This window comes from Novosphingobium sp. TH158 (genome assembly GCF_002855555.1).
Classification (GTDB): Bacteria; Pseudomonadota; Alphaproteobacteria; order Sphingomonadales; family Sphingomonadaceae; genus Novosphingobium.
Genome location: NZ_PKRT01000001.1, coordinates 738,784 through 763,125 on the forward strand (window position 1 = coordinate 738,784; position 24,342 = coordinate 763,125).

Sequence of the window (24,342 nt, forward strand, 5' to 3'; positions counted from 1 at the left end):
CGGCGGCCCCTTGCTCCTGTCCGCGGGGGGACAGATCAGCCGACGATTTCTTCCGGCTTGAAGAAGAAGGCGATTTCGATCGCAGCGTTCTCGTCCGAGTCCGAACCGTGGACGGTATTTTCACCGATCGACAGGGCGTGCGTCTTGCGGATGGTGCCTTCGGCGGCATCGGCCGGATTGGTGGCCCCCATGATTTCGCGGTTGCGGGCAACCGCGTCTTCACCTTCAAGAACCTGGACGACGACCGGTTCGCTCATCATGAATTCGCACAGTTCGCCGAAGAAGGGGCGTTCCTTGTGCACCGCATAGAAGCCCTCGGCCTGTTCACGGGTCATGTGGATGCGCTTCGAAGCGACGACGCGCAGGCCGGCTTCTTCAAGCATCTTGGTGACCGCGCCGGTCAGGTTGCGGCGGGTTGCGTCGGGCTTGATGATCGAGAAGGTGCGGGTAACCGCCATGGTCTTGTCCTTGAATGGTAAGGTGGGGGAAATTGCTGGCGCGCCCCTAGCCGGGATTATGCTGCGCTGCAAGATCGCGCGTCAGCCGGTCTTTTCCCAGCGGCCGCTGGCTTGCGAATAGTAATTGCGCTCAACGCCCACGCGCTCGCGCAGCCGGCGCCAAAGGCCCCGTGCATCGTCGATGGTCCTGCCATCGAAAAACAGCAGGACGCGGTCGAAGCCATCGGCCTCGCGCCACTTGCCGTCCGCCAGCGCCAGGATCTTCGCCCCGTTGGCCGCTTCGAGCGCCGGCGAGAGGAGCACCGGCTGGCGGTCTTCATGGCCCGCCCCTGTCTTGCCGTTGGCCAGAAAAGCCTCGCGCGTGGACCACAGCGCCTCGCTCACCCGATCGAGCAGGCCATCGTCATCGGCAACCACCAGCATCCGCTGACCACCGGCCAGCGCCTTCGCAGCAATGGCCGCGATCGCCTGTTCGGCCGGATCGCGGCTCAACTGGTAGAAATCGACTCGCATCAGCTCTCCAGGCTGTCGCGCACGAAGCGGTCAAGCAGGCGCACGCCGTAGCCAGTGGCGCCCTTGTCCCACGTCGCACCCGGCTTGTCGGCCCAGACCATGCCGGCAATGTCGAGGTGCGCCCAGGGCGTGCCCTTTTCAATGAAGCGCTGGAGGAACTGCGCCGCGGTGATCGAACCGGCAAACTTGGCGCCCATGTTCTTCATGTCGGCAATCGGGCTGTCGATCATCTTGTCATAGGCCGGGCCCATCGGCAGGCGCCACAGCCTGTCGCCACTGGCATTGCCCGCCCGGGTCAGCTTTTCGGCCAAGGCATCGTCGTTGGTAAAGATGCCGGCATATTCGTGCGCCAGCGTGGCGATGATCGCGCCGGTCAGGGTAGCAAGATCAATCACGGCGGCAGGCGAATGGTTCTTCTGCACCCAGGTCAGCGCATCGCACAGCACCAGGCGGCCTTCGGCGTCGGTGTTGATCACCTCGACCGTCTGGCCGGACATGGTCCTGACCACGTCGCCCGGACGCTGCGCGTTGCCATCGGGCATGTTCTCGACCAGGCCGCAGACCGCAACGATATTCGCCTTGGCCTTGCGCAGGGCGAGCGTCAGCATGGTGCCGGCAACGGCCCCTGCCCCGCCCATGTCCCACTTCATGTCCTCCATGCCGGGCCCGGGCTTCAGGCTGATGCCCCCGGTATCGAAAGTGACGCCCTTGCCAACGAAGGCCGTCTTGCGGGCATCGCCGCCGCCGTTCCATTCGATCACCAGCAGGCGCGGCGGACGGGCCGAGCCCTGCCCGACGCCCAGCAGCGCCCCCATGCCAAGCGCCTGCATTTCCGTCTCGTCGAGGACGGAAACGGCAAGGCCTGTCCCCTCGAAGCGCTTGATGCAGCGATGCACGAAAGATTCGGGGTAAATGACATTGCCGGGCTCGGTCACCAGCTCACGGGTGAACTCAACCCCCTGCGCCACGGCGAAAGCATCCTGCCAGGCCTCTTCGGCGCCGGCGGGCGCGCCGGCTGCAATGATTTCTGCCAGCGAAGGCTTCTGCTCATCCTTCATCGTCGTGCGATAGCCATCATGGCGCCATGCGCGGAGGCGCGTGCCGAGCAGCAGCGCGGCAACCTCGTTGGCAGAGGCTGCGGACCCGGCAAAGTCGACCGTTGCCGAAGTCTCGCCAGAGGTCAGCAGCCGTGCGGTCAACGCCGCGCCGGCCTTTTCCAGGTTGGCCAGCCGCGCCGCATCGCCGGCTTCGCCACCACCAAGCAGGACCAGCCGGACCACAGAGCCTTCGCGCGGGACGAAGGCTTCGAACACCTGTCCGGACTTGCCGGAAAAGCGCGTCGAGCGCGCACCTTCGACAACAGCGGGCTCAAGGTCGGCAGGCAAGGCATCCTGGTTCACCAGACGGGCGATCACACGGGCATTGGCGGCGGGTGCGGCGGCGAAAGAAATCTTCATGAAAACTCCGGACGAAGCTGTTTGCGGTGGCATGGGCAATTCCACCGCCATCGCGGATTGCAGTTAGGCGCGGGCAGTGCGATAGGCAAGCCATGCTCCCGGTGCCCGTTTCCGCCCAAATGACGCAAAAGCATGGATTGCACCGCTGGCTGGCTGGTGCCGCATCGCTGGCGCTGGTGCTGATCGGCACGCCCGCCCTTTCGCAGGATGCCGCCACGACAAGCGCGCAGGCCCAGCGCCCGATCGAGCACGCGGTAAACCCCAAGGACGAGCCGGCGGCCGTTCCCTTCTCGGGCGTTGCGGCATCCGACGAGCCCATCGGGTTCGAGGCGGACCGCGTCGATTACGCCTATGACGAGGAAAAGGTCACCGCTTCGGGCGAAGTGGTGCTGCGCCGGGATGGCCAGTCGGTCCGCGCCGATTCGGTTACCTGGAACCGCAAGACCGGAGAAATCGTCGCCGCCGGCAACATCCGGATGGTCGACAAGGACGGCAACCAGCTTTTCACCGACCGCGTCGAACTGACCGACGAACTGAAGGCCGGGGCCATGGAGAACCTGCTGATCGCCCTGCGCGAAGGCGGGCGCCTGGCAGCCCAGGGCGGACGCAGGGATGCCAACGGCAATATCGTCCTTACCCGCGCTTCCTACACCGGCTGCGCGGTCGAGGATGACGAAGGCTGCCCCAAGACACCGACCTGGAAGGTCAACGCCGCCGAAGTTACCTATGATGCGGCGCGCAAGAACCTGCGTTTTCGCGGGGCGCGCATCGAACTGTTCGGCATTTCGCTTTTCCCCCTGCCCGGCCTGATGCTGGCGACGGATGGCCGCGCCATTTCCGGCCTGCTGATCCCCGATATCCGGCTCTCGGCCTCGAACGGCATCGAGCTGAGCGAGGGCTATTATCAACGCCTGGCCAACAACCGCGACGTTCAGGTGAAGGGGCATATCTTCACCAAGGCCGCACCGATGATCTCGGCGCAGTACCGGCAACTGACCGACATCGGCGCATTCCAGGTGACCGGCTACCTCACCCGAAGCTCGCTTATTCCGGTCGGCACGCCGGGCGGCAGCAGCAAGACGGTTGCGCGCGGATACCTGTTCGGCAACGGCCGCCTGCAATTCGACCCGGAATGGAGCCTCACCTCCTCGATCCGCGTCGCCAGCGACCGCACTTTCCTGCGCCGCTACGACATCAGCCGCGATGATCGCCTGCGCTCAACCATCGAGCTCGAGCGCATTGCCCCGGAAAGCTACCTGTCCGTTTCCGGCTGGGCAACGCAGACCATGCGCGTGGGCGTTCGTCAGGGCCTCGTCCCCGTGGCGCTGCCCGTGATCGACTATCGCCGCCGCATTTCGGACGTGGCGGGCGGCAAGGTGGAATTGCAGCTGAACTCGCTGGCCATCAGCCGCACCAGCGGGCAGGAAACGCAGCGCGCCTTTGCCGGCGCAAAGTGGGACCTGACCCGGATGACCGGCATGGGCCAGCTGATCACGCTGACCGGGCTGGCTCGCGGCGATATCTACCACTCGTCCGATAACGCGCTGACGAGCACCCCGAGTTACCGCGGATCGCCCGGCTGGCAGGCCCGCGCCCTGGCAACCGCGGCCGTGGACGTGAAGTGGCCGCTGGTCGGCCAGTTCATGAACGGCACCCAGGTGCTGACGCCGCGGTTCCAGATCGTTGCCAGCCCGACGATCCGCAACCTTGCCGTGCCGAACGAGGATGCGCGCGCGATCGACCTTGAGGATTCGAACCTCTTCGCGCTAAACCGTTTTCCCGGTTACGACCGGATCGAAGACGGCGTGCGCTTCACCTATGGCGTTGACTGGCAGTGGCAGGCACCGGGCTGGCGCGTGAAGTCGACCATCGGCCAGTCCTATCGCCTGACCAGCAAGCCGACCCTGTTTCCGGACGGCACCGGGCTTAACAAGCGCGCGTCCGATATCGTCGGGCGGACCGAGGTGCGTTTCCGCGACATCGTCAAGCTGACGCATCGTTTCCGCCTCGACAAGGACGACCTGGCGATCCGCCGTAACGAGTTCGACGCGACCATCGGCAGCCAGAAGACCTATTTCGAAGTCGGCTACCTGCGGCTCAACCGCGACATTACCAGCGTGGAAGATCTTCAGGACCGCGAAGAACTGCGCTTTTCCGCACGCGCCAAGGTTGGCAGGCACTGGTCTGTCTTCGGTTCCGGGGTCATCAACATGACCAACCAGAACGAAGACCCGCTCAACACCTCCGACGGCTGGCAACCGCTGCGCACGCGCCTCGGCGTGGCCTACGAGGATGATTGCCTTGAGCTGGCGCTCACCTGGCGGCGCGATTTCGTCGCAACGGGCGACGCTGTGCGCGGCAACACGTTCCAGATCTACTTCGCGCTGCGCAACCTTGGCCTGCGCTGACGATTTGCCGCAGTCAGGAGTTTCCACAGGTTGGCAAAGCGGCTATCGCCCCTGCCGCAATGCTCAGCTAAGGTTAAGCCGGAAGGCGGCAATGGCGCACGCATATTCGGGCAGGCTTCGCCTGTCGCAAACGGGAATTGGATGACGGTGACTAGAGTTTCTCGCTTGGCTCCTCTTGGCCGATCCATTTTGGCCCTCACGATTGCGGCGCTGGGCGCCGGTGCAGTGGCCCAGGATGCGGGAGAGCCCGCGCCCCGCGGTACGATCTCGATCCCGGAAAACGTCACGATCTTCGGCAAGAACGATCCCAACAACCGTCGCGCCACCGCGATCGTCAATGGCGATATCATCACCGGAACCGAGGTGGACGAGCGCGTGGCGCTGGTCGTCGCGGCCAACCAGGGCAAGATCCAGCCCGAGGAAATGGAGCGCCTGCGCCTGCAGATCCTGCGCAACCTGATCGACGAAACCCTCCAGATCCAGGAAGCCAAGGCCCAGGAGCTTGAGGTCAAGAACGCCGAGGTCGACCAGTCGTTCGCCCGGCTTTCCCAGCAGAATTTCCCGCAGAACCCGAAGGCGATGGAAGGCTACCTCAAGCGCATCGGTTCATCGGTGGATTCGCTCAAGCGGCAGATCCGTGGCGAACTGGCGTGGAACATGCTGTTGCGCCGCAACGTGCACCCCTTCGTCAACGTCTCCGAGGAAGAGGTGAAGGAAGCCATGGAGCGCCTGAAGGCGGCCAAGGGCACCGAGGAATACCACATCGGCGAAATCTTCCTTGCCGCGACCCCAGAAACCCAGGCGCCGGTTTACGAAAACGCCAAGAAGATCGTCGAGCAGATCAAGCAGGGCGCCAGCTTCTCGGCCATGGCGCGGACCTATTCCGAAGCCTCGACCAAGAGCGTCGGCGGCGATCTCGGTTGGATCCGCCTTGCCCAGTTGCCCACCGAACTGGCCGGCGCAGCGCAAGGCCTCCAGCCGGGACAGCTTGTCGGGCCGGTGCAGATCCCGGGCGGCTTCTCGATCCTCGTGCTGATTGACAAGCGTGCCGTGCTGACCGCCGATCCGCGCGATGCCATGCTGTCGCTCAAGCAGATCTCGATCGATTTCCCTGCCGGCACCAGCGAAGCAGACGCGACCAAGCGCGCAGCCGATTTCGCCACGGCAATCAAGGGCGCCAAGGGCTGCGGCAATGTCGGTGAAGTGGCCAAGACCATCGGCGCACAGGTCGTCGAAAACGATCAGGTAAAGGCGCGTGACCTGCCCGGTCCGCTTCAGGAATCGCTGCTCAAGCTTTCGCTGGGTGAAACCACGCCGCCGTTCGGATCGATCCAGGAAGGCGTCCGCATGCTCATGCTGTGCGGCCGTGACGATCCGCAGGTCGATTCCGGACCGAAGTTCGAGGACATGATGTCGCAGATGGAGGACGACCGCGTCAACAAGCGCGCCCAGGCCTACATGCGCGACCTGCGCCGCGACGCGGTCATCGAATACAACTGAGGTCACGGATGAAGCCGCTCGCCGTATCGCTGGGCGATCCGGCGGGTGTCGGCCCGGAACTGATCGCGGAAGCGTGGTCGCGCCGGGCCGCTGCCGGCCTTGCGCCCTTCTTCGTCGCGGGCGGAGCATCACTGCTTCATCGAGCGGCCAGCCTGCGCGGCATAGAACTGCCAGTCCAGCCGATTTCACGGCCCGATGAAGCGCCAGCCGTATTTGGCGAGGCGCTGCCGGTTCTCGGTCTGTCAGACGGCGAGTACCGCCCCGGCGAGCCTGACCCGGACGGTGCCCGGCTCGCGCTGGAATCGCTCACCATGGCGACGGGGCTCGCCCGATCGGGCCAAGCTGGCGGGGTCGTCACCGGCCCCATCGCCAAGGCGCGCCTTGCCGCTGTCGGCTTCGATCATCCGGGCCAGACCGAATTCGTCGCCGCAGCCTGCGGCGTTGAACCGCAAAATGCCGTCATGATGCTCGCCGGGCCAAGCCTGCGAACGATCCCCCTTACCGTACACATCGCGCTTGAGCAGGTGCCCGCCGCCATCACCCGCGAACTGATCGAAGACCGTGTGCGGATTGCCGCCAGTGCCCTGTCGAGCGATTTCGGCCTTGCCGCGCCCCGCATCGCCATTGCCGCGCTTAATCCCCATGCCGGGGAAGATGGCCGCATGGGGGATGAAGAGGCCCGGGTGATTGCACCGGCCATCGCCGCACTGGCAGCCGAGGGACTGGCCGTGACCGGCCCTCACCCCGCAGACGCCCTGTTCACGCCGCGCGCGCGGCAAACCTATGACCTTGCCGTCTGCATGTACCACGATCAGGCACTGGTTCCCCTGAAGGCGCTCGATTTCGATGAAGGCGTCAATGTCACGCTCGGCCTGCCGATTGTTCGCACCTCTCCCGATCACGGCACGGCATTCGCCATCGCCGGCAAGCGCCTTGCCGATCCCGGCGCGATGATCGCGGCCTTGCGCATGGCCGGAGAGATCGCGGCGCGAAGGGCGGCGGCGGCATGACCCTTCCCCCCTTGCGAGAGGTCATTGCCCGCCACGGGCTCAGCGCATCGAAGGCGCTGGGGCAGAACTTCCTGCTCGACGAACAGCTGCTTGACCGGATCGCGGCCATTCCCGGCAAGCTGGCCGGCCAGCAGGTGCTGGAAGTCGGGCCCGGGCCGGGCGGCCTCACCCGCGCCCTGCTGCGCGCCGGAGCGCGAGTGACCGCGATCGAGATGGACAAGCGCTGCCTGCCCGCGCTTGCCGAACTGGCAGAGGCTTTCCCGGGCCAATTGCGCGTGATCGAGGGCGACGCGACCAAGGTCTCGCACGGCATCGAGGGGCCCTATCACGTCGTCGCCAACCTGCCCTACAATGTCGGGACGGCGCTGTTCGTCGGCTGGCTGTCGGGGGAGGACTGGCCGCCGCAGTGGTCCTCGCTGACGCTGATGTTCCAGCTTGAAGTTGCCCAGCGCGTCGTTGCCGAACCGGGCGGCGATGCTTTCGGTCGGCTGGCCGTGCTGGCGCAATGGCGCAGCAGGGCGCGTATCGCGATGAAGGTGCATCGCAGCGCCTTCACCCCGCCGCCCAAGGTCATGTCCGCCATCGTCCATGTCGAGCCGGCGGAGATGCCGTCGGGCGTTTCGCCGCGGATGCTTGAGCGCGTCACCGAGGCCGCCTTCGGCCAGCGCCGCAAGATGCTGCGGCAGAGCCTCAAGGGCGTGAACGGAGCGCTTGCGGCCCTGGAGAGGCTGGCGATCGATCCCCAGCGCCGCGCAGAGACCCTGTCTGTCGACGAATTCGTCGCGATTGCCCGCGCACTTTCCTGATCAGCGGGAAAGGAAGTCCGATATCCGGTCAAGCGAGCCAATCGTTCCGGTTATCAGATCCACCAGGAAGAAGGCGGCAATCGCCATCAGGCCCAAGGCCCCGGCGAACTGCGGCTTGCGGGCAATGAACTGGTTCCAGTCGATGGCGAATGCCGGGCTGTGGCTCGCCTTGCCCGCCGGTTGCCGCCTGAGTGCCAGCGGACCGGTCTCTCCGGCGATGAAGGCCAGAACATCGATTCGCTCGCGAAAGCGCATCCCCATGCGGCGGCCGTTGGACCATTCCACCTGCCCGAACAGGGTGTGCCCATTGACCATGATGTCGATCATCTCGCCGCGCGCGGGTGGTACGGCCAGGGTCAGCAGCAGCCCGCGCGATGAAGCATCGAGCACGCAGACATCGCGCGCAAAGCCGCTGCCATGCAGCCGGCCGCGCATCAATACCTTGTGACGCGGTTCGATCCTGTCCTTCACGGCGGAAGGCCCCCTCTGTTCACCCGGGGAGACGTCTAGCCCGCCACCCCTGCAAATACGTAAATGTGCGCAAGACAATTCCGCAGGATTTGAACCGGACCGGCTGAATGGCTAAGGTGGTTTCATATGCAACAGATTGCCGCCCACGAATCCCGCATGATAGCCGCGATAGACGCCGCGCCGATGCTGGCACGGGTGGAACGTTGGGCCGCAATCAACAGCGGCACCACCAACCTTGCCGGACTAGACCGGATCGCAGCCGAACTGGAACCCGCCCTCGCCGAACTGCCCGGCGAAGTGCGACGGGTCGCAGACTCGCAGGTAACAGCTGTCGCCGCCGATGGGAGTAGCTACGAACAGCAATTCGGCCAGCATCTCGTGCTCAGCGTCCGGCCTGACGCACAGCGGCGCATCCTGCTGACCGGGCACATGGACACGGTGTTCCCTGCCGATCACGCCTTCCAGACGCTGCGCTGGCTCGATGAAACCACCCTCAACGGCCCGGGCGTCGCGGACATGAAGGGCGGCATTGCGGTGATGCTGGCCGCGCTGAAAGCATTCGAAGCCAGCCCCGGCGCAGAACGGCTGGGTTATGACGTGCTGCTCAACTCCGACGAGGAAGCAGGAAGCCCCTCCTCCGCCCCGTTGATCGCATCGCTGGCAGCCGGGAAGCAGGCAGCGCTGACCTATGAACCGGCTGCCCTGCCCGACGGCACCCTGGCCGGGGAGCGCGCGGGCAGCGGCAATTACAGCCTGGTGGTCCACGGCCGCGCTGCCCACGCCGGCCGCAATCCCGAGCAGGGCCGGAACGCCATCGTTGCCGCAGCGGCGCTTGTGATCGGGCTCGCCGAACTGCGCAAGCCTGGCCTCGCCGTCAATCCGGCCCGGATCGAGGGCGGCAGTGCGAACAACGTGGTGCCCGATCTGGCCATCGTGCGGTTCAACATCCGCCCCCAGACCGAGAGGATCGCCGGCGAGTTCGAGCGGCACCTTGTCATGCTCATTGGCCGGATCGAGCAGGAACACGGCGTGCGCATCCACAGCCACGGCGGCATGGGCCGGCCACCCAAGCCGATGGACGACAAGGCGCAGCGGCTGTTCGAGCTCATCCGCCAGTGCGGTGCCGATCTTGGCCAGCCGATCCGCTGGCAGTCTTCCGGCGGCGTTTGCGATGGCAACAACATCGCGGCTTGCGGCGTTCCCGTGGTCGATACGCTGGGCGTTCGCGGCGGCGCCATCCATTCCGCCGACGAATACCTGATCGTCCCCAGCCTGGCCGAACGGGCTGCCCTTTCCGCCCTTATCCTGTCCCGCCTTGCCGATGGAGCCCTGGCATGAGTTTCGTTGTCCGCGCAGCCAATGCCGATGATCTCCAGCACCTTTACGAGATGGCCAAGCGCACGGGCGGCGGCTTCACCAACCTGCCGCCTGATCGCAAGGCGCTTGCTGCGAAGCTGGAACGATCCGCAGCCGCCTTCGGCCGAACCCACGACGATGTGGGCGACGACCTGTTCGTCTTCGTGCTGGAGAATACCGAAACCGGAGAGGTACGCGGCACCTGCCAGATCTTCTCAGCCGTCGGGCAGAAATGGCCGTTCTATTCCTATCGCATCGGCGCGCTGACGCAGCACAGCGAGGAACTGGGCCGCACTTTCAGGGCGGACATCCTCAACCTCTCGACCGACCTTGAAGGCGCCAGCGAAGTCGGCGGCCTGTTCCTCCATCCCGGTGAACGCGCCGGCGGCCTTGGCATGCTGATCGCGCGCAGCCGCTACCTGTTCATGCGCACGCATCGCGCCCGCTTCGCCGACCGCACGCTGGCAGAGCTGCGCGGGGTGATCGACGAGGCCGGCGGATCGCCGTTCTGGGATGGCGTTGCCGGCCGGTTCTTCGGGATGAACTTCCAGGACGCGGATGAATTCAATGCCAAGCACGGCAACCAGTTCATCGCCGATCTCATGCCCAAGCATCCGGTCTATATCGCCATGCTGTCCGAGCACGCCCGCTCGGTCATCGGCGTGCCGCACCCGTCAGGCCGCGCCGCCATGCGCATGCTCGAGGAAGAAGGCTTTGCCTGGGAGAACTACATCGACATTTTCGATGGCGGCCCGACCATGACCGTGCGCACCGACCAGATCCGCTCAATCCGCGAGGCGGAGGATGCGCGCATCGGGCGGCTCGATGCCGGCCTCGGCGATCACAAGGATGGCGAAAAGCGCCTCGTTTCGGCGGGAAGGCTCGACCAGTTCCGCACGGCCTATGGCTGGATCAAGCGCGAGGGCGAGACGATCGCGCTCGATCCTGCCTGCGCCGCTGCGCTCGGCATGGCTCCGGGCGACAGCGTCACCCACGTGGCGAGGTGGTAGGCCGATGGAGCTGGTGGAAATCAATTTCGACGGACTGATCGGGCCGAGCCACAACTACTCCGGCCTCAGCTTCGGCAACCTGGCGGCCACAGCCCATGCCGGGCAGGTTTCCCATCCCCGCGCCGCGGCCCTGCAGGGGCTTGAAAAGATGCGGCACAACATGGCGCTGGGCTTGCCCCAAGGCGTGCTCTTGCCTTTGCCAAGGCCGAACAACGCCTATCTCGGTGCGCTCAACGCCGACAAGGACACCGATCCCGCGATCACCGCCATGGCCTGGTCGGCCAGTTCGATGTGGACAGCCAACGCGGCCACTGTTTCGCCCGCTCCCGATACGGCAGACGGCCGCTGCCATCTCACGCCCGCCAACCTGGTTTCCATGCCGCACCGGGCGCACGAATGGCCCGATACATTCCGGCAATTGCAGATCGCCTTCGCCAGCACGGCACACTTTGCGCTTCACCCGCCGGTTCCGTCCAGCTTTGGCGACGAGGGCGCGGCGAACCATATGCGGATGTGCACCGGGCATGGATCGCCGGGGCTCGAGATCTTTGTCTATGGCCGCCCCGGCGGGCGCTTCCCGGCCCGGCAGCATGAACAGGCGAGCCGCGCCATCGCGCGCGGGCACCTGCTCGATCCGGCACGCACCCTGTTCATCGAGCAGAACCCCGATGCGATTGCCGCGGGCGCCTTCCACAACGACGTGGTCGCTGTCGCCAACGAGACCGTGCTGTTCTGCCACGAACTCGCTTTCGCCGAGCCCGAGGCGACCTATGCCGCAATCCGCAAAAGCCTTCCCGAGGCAGAGATCATTGTCGTCCCGGCAAGCGAGGTCAGCCTTGCCGATGCCGTCTCGTCCTACCTGTTCAACGCCCAGCTGGTCAGCCTGCCCGAAGGCGGAATGGGATTGGTCGTGCCGCAGGAATGCACCGAACAGGCGGCCACCAGTGCCTATCTTGCATGCCTGATCGCCAGCAACGGCCCGGTGCGGCGGGTCCTGCCGGTGGATGTCCGGCAATCGATGTCGAACGGCGGGGGGCCTGCCTGCCTTCGCTTGCGGGTGGTTGCCGATCCGGCGACGATCGATCCGCGCTTCCTGATCGACGAGGCCAGGGCAGACCGGATCGAGCAGGTGATCCGCGCGGACTGGCCTGAGATGATCGCGCCCGATGATCTTCGCTCAGAGGCACTGGAGGCGCAGGTTGTCGCGGCGCGCCAGCGGCTGCTGGCCGCACTGGACCTAGAACAGCTCGGCTGAATGTTGCCCTGTCGGTAAGATTTACATTTAACCCCGGGTTAACCACCCTCTTGCGCCGAAATCTGCGAATGGCATGATCGTTGCTGTGTGTAACACAGGCGAGGAAGGGTCCCAGATGCTGCGAAAGATTACCCGGCTGTTCGTGATCAAGACCCGGGTCGAGGCGTTCCTCATCATCTATGCCCTGGCGCTTGGCGCGTGCTCGCGCGGGGTCCATTACCTCAGCCAGTTCCCCGGTTACGGCGGCAAGATGCTGTTCCTGGCCTGCAACGGCGCGGTCTTCATGGCCGGCGCGAAGATTATCGACTGCCTGAAGTACGAACAGCGCGAACGCGATCGCGAGACGACGCAGGTTTTCAGCTGAGGAAGGGAAGTGGAGGGATTCTGTTGCTAGGCTCCCTCCGGGCCCCCGGTTTCCGATTCTGTTACCCGGTCCGGTCCGAACCGTGCTGTCGCTTTATAACTTCAGGGCGTTAGCCCCTAGAATTATGCAGCGAGAGCAAGTGCTTCGTTGTCGTTGGCACTTGTGAGTTTTGAGCCTTTAACGGGTTACTCAGCCCGGGCGAAAACAGTGCTTTTCAACACACGTCGATCCTAGTTCGGCCCCGTCATATTCCCCGGAGACCGAGGAAGGTGGTGGAGCCGCCGGGTACCGCCCCCGGGTCCGCTGTGCCTATTGCACACCGCAATTTATCGCCATAGCCGGGCGAACCCGGCGAAAGCCAATATAGGGGGCCCGCGCAAAAAGAAAAGGGCGGAGGCCCCCCAGCCTCCGCCCCAAGTCCCCAGGAGGGGAGATGCGCCTACTTTTTCAGCGCATCGCGAATTTCGGTGAGCAGGTCCACTTCGCTCGGCCCGGCGGGTGCTGCAGGCACCGGCGGGAACACCTTGTTGGCCTGGCGCACGATCAGGAAGATCACGAAAGCCAGGATGAGGAAGTTGATGATGGCGGTGATGAAGCTGCCCCAGGCAACGACATTGGCTCCGGCAGCCTTCGCTGCGGCAAGCGTGGCGCCTTCGGGAACCGTGCCGCTGAGCACGGTATACTTGTTCGAGAAATCGACATCGCCAACGATGGCGCCGATGATGGGCATGATGACATCGTCGGTCAGCGAGGAAACGATCTTTCCGAAAGCCGCACCGATGATCACGCCAACAGCCAGGTCAAGCACGTTGCCCCGGGCGATGAAGGCCTTGAATTCGTTCAGCATAGCGTCCCCTTTCCCGCAATGATCCCTAGGCGCGACCTTACATCATGTTTCTCCACCGGCAAGACCTCCACGAAAGCACGATGTAACAAGTTGTTTCGCCGATCTCGCCGCTTGAACGCGCCCTGCACATCGCTACATTCGATCCATCCGCGGCCCCGGCCGCCTTGAAAGGGAATGTATTTCATGGCCGTATCGCTCACCCGCCGTCTTGTTCGCGGCGCAGTTGTCGGCACCGCCGCGCTCGGCCTTGCCGGCTGCGGCATCAATTCGGTCCCCACGGCGGAGGAAAAGGCCAAGGCCAAGTGGGCCGATGTCCAGGCTGCCTTCCAGGAACGCGCCAACCTTGTTCCCAACCTCGCCGCCGTCGCCAAGGGCGCAGCGGACCAGGAAAAGGGCATCCTGACCGGCGTGGTCGAAGCGCGCGCCAAGGCCACCAGCATCCAGCTTAACGCCAAGGACCTCAACGATCCGGCGAAGATGAAGCAGTTCCAGGATGCCCAGAACCAGCTTTCCGGTTCGCTTGCCGGGTTCGGGCGCCTGCTCGCCAATGTCGAGGCCTATCCCGAGCTGAAGAGCATCACCAATTACCAGATGCTCCAGAGCCAGCTTGAAGGGCAGGAAAACCGCATCCGCATCACCATCCGCGATTACAATGCGGCGGTGCAGGATTATAACACCACGATCCGCACCTTCCCCGATGCGATGGCGGCCAAGATCTTCTATGGCGCAAAGCCGATGGTGCCCTACCAGGCATCGACGCCGGGCGCGGAAGTTGCGCCCAGCCTCGAAGGCAAGCTCTAGGAGCGATAGCATGACCGGGCAGGCCCCTCGCCTGCGCCAGACCCGCAGCTTCACAGTCTGTACGATGCTGCTGCTCGCACTGGCGGCGCTGTTTTCAGCGCTGCCGGCCCGGGCGCAGTCGTTCCCGGAGCTCACGGGGCGGGTGGTCGATCAGGCGAACATCATCCCCGATGATGTCGAAGCGCGGCTGACGCAGAAGCTCGAAGGGCTGGAGAAGCAATCGCAACGCCAGCTGGTCGTCGTGACCCTGCCGGACCTGCAAGGCTACGAGATCTCCGACTACGGCTACCAGCTCGGCCGCCACTGGGGCCTTGGCGACAAGGAGCGCAACGACGGCGCGATGCTGATCGTCGCGCCCAAGGAGCGCAAGGTCCGCATCGAGGTGGGCTATGGGCTTGAACCCTATCTTACCGACGGGCTTTCCTCGCTCATCATCCAGCAGAAGATCGTCCCCAGCTTCAAGGCGGGCGACATGCCGGGCGGGATCGAGGCGGGGACCGACGCGATCATCCAGCAGCTCACCCTGCCGCCTGACGAGGCGCAGAAGGTGGCCGCCAGCGCCAAGCCGAAGGCCGCCGCGAACAGCGGTTCGGTATTCCCGGCCGTGCTTTTCATCGGCATGATCCTGCTGTTCTTCGTCTTGCCGCTGATCCTGCGCTCGCGTGGCCGCGGCAGGCGCTATGACAGCGACGTGCTGGGCAATGTCATCATGTGGAGCGTGCTCGAAGGGCTCGCCCGCGGCGGTTCCGGCGGGGGCGGCGGCTCGTTCGGCGGCGGCAGCGGCGGTGGCTTCGGTGGCTTTTCGGGCGGTGGCGGCAGCTTCGGCGGCGGCGGCGCCTCGGGCGACTGGTAGGAGACGACCATGGCCAGACAGCAGAACCTGACGCAGGAGGACCGTCTTCGCGTCGCACAGGCCGTCGCCGAGGCGGAGAGCGCGAGCGCGGGCGAGATCGTCACCATCATTACCGAACGGTCGGACAGCTACCATGACGTAGCGCTCGTCTGGTCTGCAATTGCCGCCCTACTGGCACTCAGCGCGCTGGCTATCGCCCCCGGTTTCTACCTTGGCCTGTGGGACTGGCTGTTCGGCAACTGGCAGGTCGAATGGACGCCGCGCCAGCTGTTCGAGCTTGCCATCCTGTTCGGCAGCCTGAAATTCCTAGGCTCCTGGCTGATCCTACTGTGGCAGCCGCTGCGCGTTTGGCTGGTGCCGCGTCCGTTGCGCAACGCCCGTGTCCGCAACCGGGCGATAACCTGCTTCAAGGTGGGAGCGGAGCGGCGGACCCATGGCCGCACGGGCATCCTTATCTACTTGTCCATGGCCGAGCATCGCGCGGAAATCGTCGCGGACGAGGCCATTGCCTCGCTGGTTCCGCCTGAAACCTGGGGCCATGCCATGGCCTCCATGATCGCGGAACTGCGGCAGGGGCGCATGGCCGACGGCATGATCGCCGCCGTTCGCGAGGTTGGCACCGTGCTGGCCGCGCACTTCCCGCGCGATGCGAACGATGTGAATGAACTGCCGGACCGGCTGATCGAGGTATAATGGCTGAGGAAATCGTCTGGCAGGGCCGCTTCGTAACCGCGAAAGTCGATGGCAAATGGGAATATGTCAGCCGCTCGCGAGGGATCCGGGCGGCAGTGATCGTCGCCATTGACGACGAAGGCCATGCCATTCTGGTCGAACAATACCGGGTACCGCTGGGCCGGTCCTGCATCGAACTTCCGGCCGGCCTGATCGGCGATCACGACGATGTCGCCGGGGAGGATGACCTTGTCGCCGCCGCCCGCGAACTCCAAGAGGAAACCGGATATCGCGCGGCCCGCATGGAAGTGCTGGGCGAATACTGGTCATCGCCCGGAATGCTGAGCGAGAGCTATACGCTGGTGCGCGCGCACGACCTTGAGAAGGTGGGCGAAGGCGGCGGCACCGATGGCGAGAACATCACCGTGCACCGTGTGCCAATTGCCGGTCTGGCAGACTTCATAGCGGAGCGCCGGGCAATGGGCGATGCGATCGATGGCAAGCTGCTGCTGCTCACCGGGCCGCAACTGCTCGCTTAAAGCGTCCGGATGATCCCGGAGAAATCGACCGCGCCGTTGCCGGCATCGACCCAGGCCTGATAAAGTTCGCGCGCGCGCTTGCCCATCTCGGCATCGACCCCGGCCGTTTCCGCCGCTTCCATCGCCAGCGTCAGGTCCTTGAGCATCAGCGCGGCGGCGAAGCCCGGCTTGTAATCGTTGTCGGCCGGGCTCTGCGGGCCTGCTCCGGGAACCGGGCAATAGCTCGTGACCGACCACGACTGGCCTGAAGACACCGAGATGATGTCATAGAACTTCTGCGGATCGAGGCCCAGTTTCTGCGCCATGGCAAAGGCTTCGCAGGTGCCGATCATGTGAATGCCCAGCGCCATGTTGTTGCAGATCTTTGCCGCCTGCCCCGCCCCGCTGCCCCCGGCATGGATCACCGCCTTGCCCATCCGGGCAAGGATCGGCTCGGTGCGGGCAAAGCCTGCTTCGCTGCCACCGACCATGAAGGTCAGGGTGCCGGCATTGGCCGCAGCGATCCCGCCGGACACCGGCGCATCGACCATCTCGTACCCGGCAGCCCCCGCCGCTTCGGCAACCTTGCGCGCGGTAGCGACATCGATCGTCGAGCAATCGAGGAGTACAGCCGACTGCGGCGCGACGCCGATCACGTCTGCAAGATAGACGCTGTCGACGATCTTGCCGTTGGGCAGCATCGAAACGACCGCTTCCACGCCCTGCAACGCCTCGCGCGCGGTCGCAAAGGTAGCGCAGCCGTTCTGCCGCGCCAGCTCCAACGCCGCTTCGGCAAGGTCGAAGGCCCGCACTTCATGGCCCGCCTTGACGAGGTTGGCGGCCATGCCGCCGCCCATGTTCCCCAGGCCGATGAAGGCTATCTTCATGGAACTACCTGTTCTTCCAGACCGCCGGGCGCTTTTCGACGAAGGCGTTCATGCCCTCGGCCTTGTCCTCGGTCGCGGCGAGGATGCCCCAAGTGCGGCGTTCGTAAAGCAGGCCCTGCTCCAGCGTCGTTTCGAAGGCGACGTTGACCATTTCCTTGTTCAGCAGCGCTGCCATGCGCGGCATCGCGGCGATTTCTGCGGCGATGGCAACCACGGCATCGACAAAGCCTTCGACCGGCAGCACGCGCGCGACCAGGCCGCACTGTTCGGCCTCTGCCGCGTCCATCATACGGCCGGTAAGGCACAGGTCCATCGCCTTCGCCTTGCCCACTGCGCGGGTCAGACGCTGGGTGCCGCCCATGCCGGGGGCAACGCCAAGCTTGATTTCCGGCTGGCCGAAGCGGGCCTTTTCCGATGCGATGATCATGTCCGCCATCATCGCCAGCTCGCAACCGCCGCCCAGCGCGAAGCCATGCACTGCCGCGATCCACGGCTTGCGCACGCGGTGGGCAATGTCCTTCTGCCAGCCATCGAAGAAGGCCTCGGCGAAGAAATCGGTGGCGGGCTTGTTGGCCATCTCGGGAATGTCGGCTCCTGCTGCGAAAGCCTTTTCGCCGGCACCGGTCAGCACCACGCAGCCCTGGCTTTCGTCTGCTTCGAAAGCGGCCATGGCGGCGGCAAGGTCCTTCATGACCGTCGAATTGAGGGCATTCAGCGCCTGCGGACGGTTCAGCTGGATCAGCGTAACCGCGCCGCGCTGTTCAACGATCAGCGTTTCGTAGCTCATAGGGGTTTCCATTCCTTCTCGGGGGGCAGCGGGGCGAAGATCGATTCGATCAGTTCGTCGCTGACTTCCTCGGGGGTTGCCGGGTTCCATTTTGCATCGTTCGTCTTGTCGACGATCACCGCGCGCACGCCTTCGGCAAAGTCCGGGCGGGTCAGCACGCGGCTGGCGATGCGGTATTCCATTGCCATGTTCTCGGCAAAGTCCTTGCAGGCCAGGCTGTCATGCAGCTGGCGCAGGGCGACCTTGCAGGTCTGCGGCGACTTGGTGCGCAGGGTGGCAAGTTCCTTGGCCGCCCATTCGCTGTCATCGCCGGCAAGACTGGCGAGGATGTCTTCATAGCGATCGGAATCGAAGTGGCGGGCAATTTGCCCTGCCTGCGCCTCGATCCGGGCGGGAGGAGGCGTCACCGAAAGCGCGGCCAGCACCTGCCCGGGCTCGTGGCCCGCAACGATGCGCGCCTTGGCCTCGGCCAGGATTTCCGCCGGAATGTAGTGGGTCGCCAGACCGGTCCACAGGCATTCCGCCCCGTCGAGACGGGTTCCGGTGAGGGCGAGGAACTGGCCAAGCCGCCCCGGCAGGCGCGAAAGGTGCCAGCCGCCGCCAACATCCGGAAACAGGCCGATGCCGGTTTCCGGCATGGCAAAGCGGGTGTTCTCGGTCGCCACGCGAAAGCGCGCCGGCTGCGAAATACCCACGCCGCCGCCCATGGTGATGCCGTCCATGAAGGCGATCACCGGCTTGGGGTAGGTCATCAGCAGGTGGTTGAGCTGGTATTCCTCGTAGAAGAACTGCAGCCCCGAAACGCCGCCGTCGTTCAACGCCGAATTGCGCAGCAGGTTGATATCCCCGCCCGAGCAGAAGCCCCTGCCCTCGCTGTGATCGAGGATCACGGCTTGGACTTGCGGATCGTCCTTCCACGCAAGCAGCGCTTCGGTCATCGCATGGTCCATCGCCTGGGTCAGCGCATGGATCGCCTTGGGCCGGTTGAGCGTGAGGAACCCCGCCACACCTTCGCGGCGGACGATCAGTTCCTCGGTGCTCACTTGAGCAGGTCCCTGCCGATGATCATCCGCATAACCTCGTTGGTACCTTCAAGGATGCGGTGGACGCGCAGGTCGCGCCAGAAGCGCTCGATCGGATAGTCCCGCAGGTAGCCATAGCCGCCGAACATCTGCAGCGCCTTGTCGACGATCTCGCTGCCGCTGTCGGAAGCGAGCTTTTTGGCCATGGCGGAGAAGCGGCTCTTGTCGGGCGCGCCCTCGGTCACCTTTGCGGCGGCGAGATAGAGCAGCGCGCGGGCCGCTTCGAGATCGGTCGCCATGTCCGCAAGCTGGAACTGCGTGTTCTGGAAGGCAGCAATCGGCTGGCCGAACTGGCTGCGGTCCTTGACGTACTGCACCGCCTCGTCGAGGCAGCGCTGCGCACCGCCCAGCGAGCAGGCGCCGATGTTGATGCGCCCGCCGTCGAGCCCGGCCATGGCGAACTTGAAGCCATCGCCTTCATTGCCGACGCGGTTCTGCACCGGCACCTTGACGTTATCGAAGATCACCTGCGCGGTCGGCGAGGCGTTCCAGCCCAGCTTCCGTTCCGGCACACCGAACGACAGGCCCGGCATGTCCTTTTCCACCACCACGCAGGAAATGCCCTTCGGACCTTCCGCCCCCGTGCGGACCATGACGAGATAGTAATCGTTGAAGCCGCCGCCGGAGATGAACTGCTTGGTGCCGTTCAGCACGTAATGGTCACCTTCGAGCCGCGCCGTCGTCTTCAGCGCGGCCGCGTCCGAACCGGAACCCGGCTCGGTCAGGCAGTAGCTCGCGATCTTCTCCATCGAGACCATCTGCGGCAGGTAACGCGCCTTCAGGTCGTCGCTGGCGAAGGTATCGAGCATCCACGCCGCCATGTTGTGGATCGAGATGTAGGCGCTGGTCGCCGGACAGCCATAGGACATGGCCTCCATGATCAGCGCCGCCTCAAGCCGGCCAAGGCCGATGCCGCCCATTTCCTCGGAAACGTAGATCGCGCCGAAGCCAAGCTCGCCGGCAGCCTTCCACACGTCCACCGGATAGTGGTGCTCTTCGTCCCACTTGGCGGCGAAGGGCGTGATCCGGTCAGCGGTGAACTTGCGCGCCATGTCCTGGATGGCGAGCTGGTCTTCGGTAAGGGAGAATTGTCCGGTCATGGTTCAGATCACCCGATCAGCTCGATGATGTCCTTGCCGAACAGCTCTTCGTCGCTCGGGATCACCTTGGGCTGCGGCAGGTTGCGCGACACCCAGGTCAGGTTGACGAGATCGCGCCAGGAAATGTTGTTGTTGGTGGCATTGCCGCCCCACGATCCGCAGCCGAGGCTGAAGGTCTGCGGCATGCCGTTCCACAGGTTGCCCGAGTTCGAGGGCGCCTGCGGCTGGTTGACCATCACGCGGCTGGTGAAGGTCTGCGTCGCCAGCTTCATGATGTTCTCGTCATTGTACGAGTAGATGCCGCAAGAATGGCCGCGGCCCTGGTAGGCCTGGATGGCGTTGGTCAGGGCGATGGCCTCGTCGATGTCCTTGGCGCGGTAGAGCGTCATGGTGACCGAGAGCTTTTCGCCCGAGAACGGATAGTCCGGCCCGGTCCCGGTTTCGGGAACGATCAGGAAGGTCTTGCCTTCGGGCAGGCCGAAACCGGCCATGCCCGCGATCTTTTCCGCCGGCTGGGCAACGATGTTGGCATTCAGCGCGCCGTTCACCCAGATGGTGTTCTGCAGCTTCACCTTCTCTTCGCCTTCGACGACATAGCCACCCTGATGCTTCAGCTTTTCGAGCATGGCATCGTAGATCGAATCGAACAGGATCACGCTGTTGTCCGAAGAGCACGAGGCGGCAAGGTCCAGCGTCTTGGAGATGCGGATCTTCTCGGCCGCTTCGTCAAGGTCCGCCGTATCGTCGACCGTGATGACAGCATTGCCCACGCCGACGCCGAGCGCCGGGGTGCCGCTGGAATAGGCGGCATGAACCATCGGCCCACCACCGGTGGCAAGCACGCGATCGCACTGGCGCATCAGTTCGTTGGTCTTTTCGACCGAAGGGGTTTCGATCGGGATCACCAGATCGGCCGGGGCGCCCATCTTGACCAGGGCATCGCGCATCAGGTTGCAGATGATGGCGTTGGTGATCTTGGCGCGCGGGTGCGGCGCGATGATGATGGAGTTGCGCCCCTTCACCGCGCAGATCGACTTGATCACCGGGGTCGCCTCGGGGTTGGTCGAAGGCGAAAGCGCGCCGATCACGCCGACCGGCTTGGCGATCTTGACGATGCAGCGCTCCTTGTCTTCCTCGATCACGCCAACCGACTTGTCGTTGATGATGTCCATCAGGGCGGCGCGGGTCTTGCGGAAGATCTTGAGGTACTTGCCGTCGTAGTTGCCAAGCTGCGATTCATCGACCGTGTGCTGGGCGATCATTTCGGCGGTTGATTCCTTGGCAACAGCCCAGACCATGCCGCGAATCCAGCGGTCCACCTGTTCCTGGGTGGCGTTTTCGATCTGCGCCTGCGCCGCGCGGCTGCGCGCGATCAGCTCGGCGACTTCGCGGGCTTCGGGGGTATCGTTCAGGGTCGGGGCGAGAGCCATTGTCGTTTCCTCGAGGGTATTGGTACGCGCTGGGCGCGGGCTTGTTAATTGGTCGATTAAACGCCCGGAGGCGCGGTTTCAAGTGAATCAGACGAGCATTCCGCTCAGCCGGCTCTTCACGATCGCCTCGGCATCGCCGATGATGCGATCGATCAGTTCCTGGCAGGTGGGGATGTCATGGATCAGGGCCTGGATCATGCCGGCCCAGAAAATGCCGCCTTCGGTATCGCCGGACTTGAGCATTTCCGCCCCCTTCCTGCCCGCCACCAGTTCGCGAACGTCCTCGAACTTCGCGTCAGGCTTCTTGAGGCGCTGCACCACTTCGTCCGAAACCCCGTTCTTGCCCACGCGGGCCGTGTTGTGCAGCGAACGGAAGATCAGGTTCGTGCCGCGTTCGTCGTTCTCGACGTACTTCTGCTTGATGTTGGGATGGATCGGCGCCTCCTGCGTGGCGCAGAAGCGGGTACCCATGTTGATGCCATCCGCACCCAGAGCGAGGGCGGCGACAAGCCCGCGGCCATCGCCGATGCCGCCCGAGGCGAGCATGGGGATCTTCACCTTGTCGGCAGCGGCGGGAATCAGGATCAGGCCGGGAATGTCATCCTCGCCCGGGTGGCCGGCGCATTCGAAGCCGTCGATCGAGATGATGTCGCAGCCATTGCGTTCGGCCGAGAGCGCGTGGCGCACGGCGGTGCACTTGTGCAGGATGGTGATGCCGTGCGGCTTCATCATCGCCCACAGCTCACGCACTTCCGCAGTGCCGGCGGTCTCGACGATCTTGACCCCGGAATCGATCACCGCCTGGGCATAGGACTTGTAGTCCGGCGGGGTAATCGAAGGCAGGACGGTGATGTTCACGCCAAAGGGCTTGGACGTCATCGACCGGCAACGCTCGATCTCGTCACGCAGAGCATCGGCGCTGGGCTGGGTCAGCGCGGTGATGATGCCGAGGCCGCCCGCGTTGGAAACCGCGCTCGCCAGTTCGGCATAGCCGACATGCATCATGCCGCCCTGGACGATGGGATGTTCGATACCGAGCATTTCGGTGACGCGCGTCTTGAACGGCATTGGCTGGCCCTTCCCTCAAATGAGCAATGTTCCCGGTGCCGATAGGACGGGTTGGCGGCAAATCCAATCGCCCTGCCGGATTTAACCTTGGCTGCGTGCGCAATATCGCCGCGCCAGAACGGCGCAGACCACAAGCTGGATCTGGTGATAAAGCAGCAGCGGCACGAGGATCAGGCTGAGCGCGGGGTTGGCCCCGAACACCACCTTGGCAATCGGCGCACCGTTGGCGAGGCTCTTTTTCGATCCGCAGAACACCGCCGCAATCTCGTCTTCGGTGGAAAGCTTCATGGCCCGCGATGCAAGGGTGGTAAGCACAAGCACCAGCGCCAGCAGGGCCGAGCACATGATCGCCACCACCAGCAGCGCCAGCGCCTGCCCGGCTGTCCACATGCCGGCAAGGGCCGCGTCGCAGAACGCGACATAGACAATCAGCACGATCACCGCCCGGTCCGCCTTGCCGACCAGCGGCTTGTGGCGATCGAGCAGCGCGGCGATCAGCGGCCGGGAAAGCTGGCCAATCACGAAGGGCAGCAGCAGCTTCAACAGGATGCCGCCGATCTGCGAGGTCAGCGGGGCAATGCCGGGCGCCCTGGTCATCACCAGTGCCAGCAGCAGGGGCGTCAGCACCATGCCCAGCAGGCCCGAGAGGGTGGCGTTGAAGATGGCGGCGGGCACATTCCCCCGGGCGAGCGCCGTCATCGCCACGGACGAGGATATCGTCGAGGAAATGGCGCAGAGGAAGAAGAACCCCAGCCGCAGCTCCGGGCCCAGCGCCTGCGGGGCACCGTGCCAGACGGCCAGGCCGATGAGCGGGAACAGCACATAGATGCTCGCCTGGACCAGGATGTGCAGGCGCCAGTTGGCCGCAGCAGCGCGCATGGCCGAAGGGGCAACGGCGGCACCATGGAGGAAGAAGACGAGCGCAACGCCCAGGTCCGTCAGCAGCCCGGCACGAAGCTGGCCGTCCGATGCACCGATTGTCGGGAAGGCAAATGCCAGGGCAACAGCCAGGCCGATCGCAAGCAGGAAGCCGTCGATCTTCATTCTCGAAAGCAGGCCGGTCATGCTGAGCCCCTTACACGAACGGCCACCCTTGCGGATGGCCGTTTGTATAATGGCGCGCCCGGAACGATTCGAACGTCCGACCCTCAGATTCGTAGTCTGATGCTCTATCCAGCTGAGCTACGGGCGCGTTGGAATGGCGCTAATAGGAGCGGTTATCCGGCTTGGCAATGCCCTATTTTGCCATTCTTGCCAGGTAATCGCACAACTGCGCCGCCAAGGGGTAATCGAGCGGCGGCATTGCCAGTTTTTCCAGCCCTTCAGGCCCGAACCAGCCGATTTCCTCGCCTTCCAGGCATTGCGGATCGCCTTGCCACTGGGCGCAAGTGTAAAGAGTTATTGCAACCCCGCCGCCTTCTCCGGGCGCAACATGCGAAGAATCGGCATAGCCGGCCTTATGCAGTTCCCCGGCTGCGATCGTAATGCCGATCTCTTCGGCGATTTCGCGGACCAGCGCGGTTTCCGGCGATTCGCCGGCTTCCACCTTGCCGCCCGGAAATTCCCATAGACCGCCGTGTACTCTCTTTAACGAGCGGCGATGCATGAGGATTCGGCCATCCGGACCAGCCAGCGCCAGCGCAACCACCTGAACCACTGTCGGAGAAGTTTCCAAAACTGCGTGCTCCG

25 protein-coding genes, 1 tRNA gene and 1 other RNA gene are annotated in these 24,342 nt (G+C 64.6%); 12 read left to right on the forward strand and 15 right to left on the reverse strand.

Annotated features, from left to right (window positions below):
* Positions 1–35: 35 nt before the first annotated feature.
* The 3 genes from ndk to C0V78_RS03675 form a co-directional block, all read right to left on the reverse strand.
* Positions 36–458, reverse strand: coding sequence for a nucleoside-diphosphate kinase (ndk, locus tag C0V78_RS03665; protein WP_101796480.1), 423 nt, complete (start codon positions 456–458; stop codon positions 36–38).
* 81 nt (positions 459–539) lie between these two features.
* Positions 540–971 (reverse strand): DNA polymerase III subunit chi, encoded by a 432-nt coding sequence (locus tag C0V78_RS03670; RefSeq protein ID WP_101796481.1) that lies wholly within the window; start codon positions 969–971, stop codon positions 540–542.
* The gene (locus C0V78_RS03675; protein ID WP_101796482.1) at positions 971–2,428 is read right to left on the reverse strand and encodes a leucyl aminopeptidase; all 1,458 of its coding nucleotides are present in this window, start codon (positions 2,426–2,428) and stop codon (positions 971–973) included. Before C0V78_RS03675 ends, C0V78_RS03670 begins: the two co-directional genes overlap by 1 nt.
* A 92-nt stretch (positions 2,429–2,520) precedes the next feature.
* Here C0V78_RS03675 and C0V78_RS03680 point away from each other — a divergent pair, with 92 nt between their 5' ends.
* The 4 genes from C0V78_RS03680 to rsmA all read left to right on the forward strand — a co-directional run bounded on the left by C0V78_RS03680 (position 2,521) and on the right by rsmA (position 8,152).
* The gene (locus tag C0V78_RS03680) at positions 2,521–4,836 is read left to right on the forward strand and encodes an LPS-assembly protein LptD (protein ID WP_254049806.1); all 2,316 of its coding nucleotides are present in this window, start codon (positions 2,521–2,523) and stop codon (positions 4,834–4,836) included.
* 141 nt (positions 4,837–4,977) lie between these two features.
* Complete coding sequence (locus tag C0V78_RS03685) at positions 4,978–6,336, forward strand: peptidylprolyl isomerase (protein ID WP_173843328.1); 1,359 nt, start codon at positions 4,978–4,980, stop codon at positions 6,334–6,336.
* 8 nt (positions 6,337–6,344) lie between these two features.
* Positions 6,345–7,346: a 4-hydroxythreonine-4-phosphate dehydrogenase PdxA gene (pdxA, locus tag C0V78_RS03690; protein WP_101796483.1), complete on the forward strand. Its 1,002-nt coding sequence runs from the start codon at positions 6,345–6,347 to the stop codon at positions 7,344–7,346.
* Positions 7,343–8,152, forward strand: coding sequence for a 16S rRNA (adenine(1518)-N(6)/adenine(1519)-N(6))-dimethyltransferase RsmA (gene rsmA / locus C0V78_RS03695; RefSeq protein WP_101796484.1), 810 nt, complete (start codon positions 7,343–7,345; stop codon positions 8,150–8,152). Before pdxA ends, rsmA begins: the two co-directional genes overlap by 4 nt.
* Here the strand turns inward: rsmA and C0V78_RS03700 are convergent, their stop codons facing one another.
* Positions 8,153–8,623 carry a hypothetical protein gene (locus C0V78_RS03700; protein WP_101796485.1) on the reverse strand — a complete coding sequence of 157 codons (471 nt, stop codon included), beginning with the start codon at positions 8,621–8,623 and terminating at the stop codon, positions 8,153–8,155.
* 126 nt (positions 8,624–8,749) lie between these two features.
* Here C0V78_RS03700 and C0V78_RS03705 point away from each other — a divergent pair, with 126 nt between their 5' ends.
* From C0V78_RS03705 to C0V78_RS03720, 4 genes are all read left to right on the forward strand, one after another.
* Entirely contained in the window at positions 8,750–9,961 is a 1,212-nt protein-coding gene (locus C0V78_RS03705) for a hydrolase (RefSeq protein ID WP_101796486.1), read from the forward strand.
* Entirely contained in the window at positions 9,958–10,989 is a 1,032-nt protein-coding gene (locus C0V78_RS03710) for an arginine N-succinyltransferase (RefSeq protein ID WP_101796487.1), read from the forward strand. The genes C0V78_RS03705 and C0V78_RS03710 overlap by 4 nt, the downstream gene beginning before the upstream one ends.
* 4 nt (positions 10,990–10,993) lie before the next feature.
* Positions 10,994–12,244 (forward strand): N-succinylarginine dihydrolase, encoded by a 1,251-nt coding sequence (locus C0V78_RS03715; protein WP_101796488.1) that lies wholly within the window; start codon positions 10,994–10,996, stop codon positions 12,242–12,244.
* Positions 12,245–12,359: 115 nt separating this feature from the next.
* Complete coding sequence (locus C0V78_RS03720; RefSeq protein WP_101796489.1) at positions 12,360–12,608, forward strand: hypothetical protein; 249 nt, start codon at positions 12,360–12,362, stop codon at positions 12,606–12,608.
* A gap of 8 nt (positions 12,609–12,616) precedes the next feature.
* Here the strand turns inward: C0V78_RS03720 and ssrA are convergent.
* Positions 12,617–13,000, reverse strand: a transfer-messenger RNA (tmRNA) gene (ssrA, locus tag C0V78_RS03725).
* Between the two features lie 47 nt (positions 13,001–13,047).
* The gene (gene mscL, locus C0V78_RS03730) at positions 13,048–13,455 is read right to left on the reverse strand and encodes a large conductance mechanosensitive channel protein MscL (protein WP_101796490.1); all 408 of its coding nucleotides are present in this window, start codon (positions 13,453–13,455) and stop codon (positions 13,048–13,050) included.
* A gap of 183 nt (positions 13,456–13,638) precedes the next feature.
* Here mscL and C0V78_RS03735 point away from each other — a divergent pair, with 183 nt between their 5' ends.
* Genes C0V78_RS03735 through C0V78_RS03750 form a run of 4 tightly spaced genes read left to right on the forward strand, consistent with a single transcriptional unit; the run spans position 13,639 to position 16,320 of the window.
* Positions 13,639–14,256 (forward strand): LemA family protein, encoded by a 618-nt coding sequence (locus tag C0V78_RS03735; protein ID WP_101798180.1) that lies wholly within the window; start codon positions 13,639–13,641, stop codon positions 14,254–14,256.
* A gap of 10 nt (positions 14,257–14,266) precedes the next feature.
* Complete coding sequence (locus C0V78_RS03740) at positions 14,267–15,109, forward strand: YgcG family protein (RefSeq protein ID WP_371514416.1); 843 nt, start codon at positions 14,267–14,269, stop codon at positions 15,107–15,109.
* A gap of 9 nt (positions 15,110–15,118) precedes the next feature.
* On the forward strand, positions 15,119–15,802 hold the full coding sequence (locus C0V78_RS03745; RefSeq protein WP_101796492.1) for a TPM domain-containing protein: 684 nt from the start codon (positions 15,119–15,121) through the stop codon (positions 15,800–15,802).
* Positions 15,802–16,320 (forward strand): NUDIX hydrolase, encoded by a 519-nt coding sequence (locus C0V78_RS03750; RefSeq protein WP_101796493.1) that lies wholly within the window; start codon positions 15,802–15,804, stop codon positions 16,318–16,320. The genes C0V78_RS03745 and C0V78_RS03750 overlap by 1 nt, the downstream gene beginning before the upstream one ends.
* Here the strand turns inward: C0V78_RS03750 and mmsB are convergent.
* The 9 genes from mmsB to C0V78_RS03795 form a co-directional block, all read right to left on the reverse strand.
* Entirely contained in the window at positions 16,317–17,186 is an 870-nt protein-coding gene (mmsB, locus tag C0V78_RS03755) for a 3-hydroxyisobutyrate dehydrogenase (protein ID WP_101796494.1), read from the reverse strand. The two genes, C0V78_RS03750 and mmsB, sit on opposite strands and share 4 nt — an antisense overlap.
* 4 nt (positions 17,187–17,190) lie before the next feature.
* Entirely contained in the window at positions 17,191–17,973 is a 783-nt protein-coding gene (locus tag C0V78_RS03760; RefSeq protein ID WP_101796495.1) for an enoyl-CoA hydratase-related protein, read from the reverse strand.
* Positions 17,970–19,016: an enoyl-CoA hydratase/isomerase family protein gene (locus tag C0V78_RS03765; protein WP_101796496.1), complete on the reverse strand. Its 1,047-nt coding sequence runs from the start codon at positions 19,014–19,016 to the stop codon at positions 17,970–17,972. Before C0V78_RS03765 ends, C0V78_RS03760 begins: the two co-directional genes overlap by 4 nt.
* Complete coding sequence (locus C0V78_RS03770) at positions 19,013–20,155, reverse strand: acyl-CoA dehydrogenase family protein (RefSeq protein WP_101796497.1); 1,143 nt, start codon at positions 20,153–20,155, stop codon at positions 19,013–19,015. The genes C0V78_RS03765 and C0V78_RS03770 overlap by 4 nt, the downstream gene beginning before the upstream one ends.
* A gap of 8 nt (positions 20,156–20,163) precedes the next feature.
* Positions 20,164–21,585, reverse strand: a complete 1,422-nt coding sequence (locus C0V78_RS03775) for an aldehyde dehydrogenase family protein (protein ID WP_101796498.1) — start codon at positions 21,583–21,585, stop codon at positions 20,164–20,166.
* Positions 21,586–21,672: 87 nt separating this feature from the next.
* Positions 21,673–22,653, reverse strand: a complete 981-nt coding sequence (locus C0V78_RS03780) for a nitronate monooxygenase family protein (protein WP_101796499.1) — start codon at positions 22,651–22,653, stop codon at positions 21,673–21,675.
* A gap of 81 nt (positions 22,654–22,734) precedes the next feature.
* Entirely contained in the window at positions 22,735–23,718 is a 984-nt protein-coding gene (locus C0V78_RS03785; RefSeq protein WP_101796500.1) for a bile acid:sodium symporter family protein, read from the reverse strand.
* Between the two features lie 50 nt (positions 23,719–23,768).
* Positions 23,769–23,845: transfer RNA gene (locus C0V78_RS03790), tRNA-Arg, on the reverse strand.
* 45 nt (positions 23,846–23,890) lie between these two features.
* A complete protein-coding gene (locus C0V78_RS03795) occupies positions 23,891–24,310 on the reverse strand; it encodes a (deoxy)nucleoside triphosphate pyrophosphohydrolase (RefSeq protein ID WP_305778332.1) in 420 nt (139 codons plus the stop codon).
* Between the last annotated feature and the right edge of the window lie 32 nt (positions 24,311–24,342).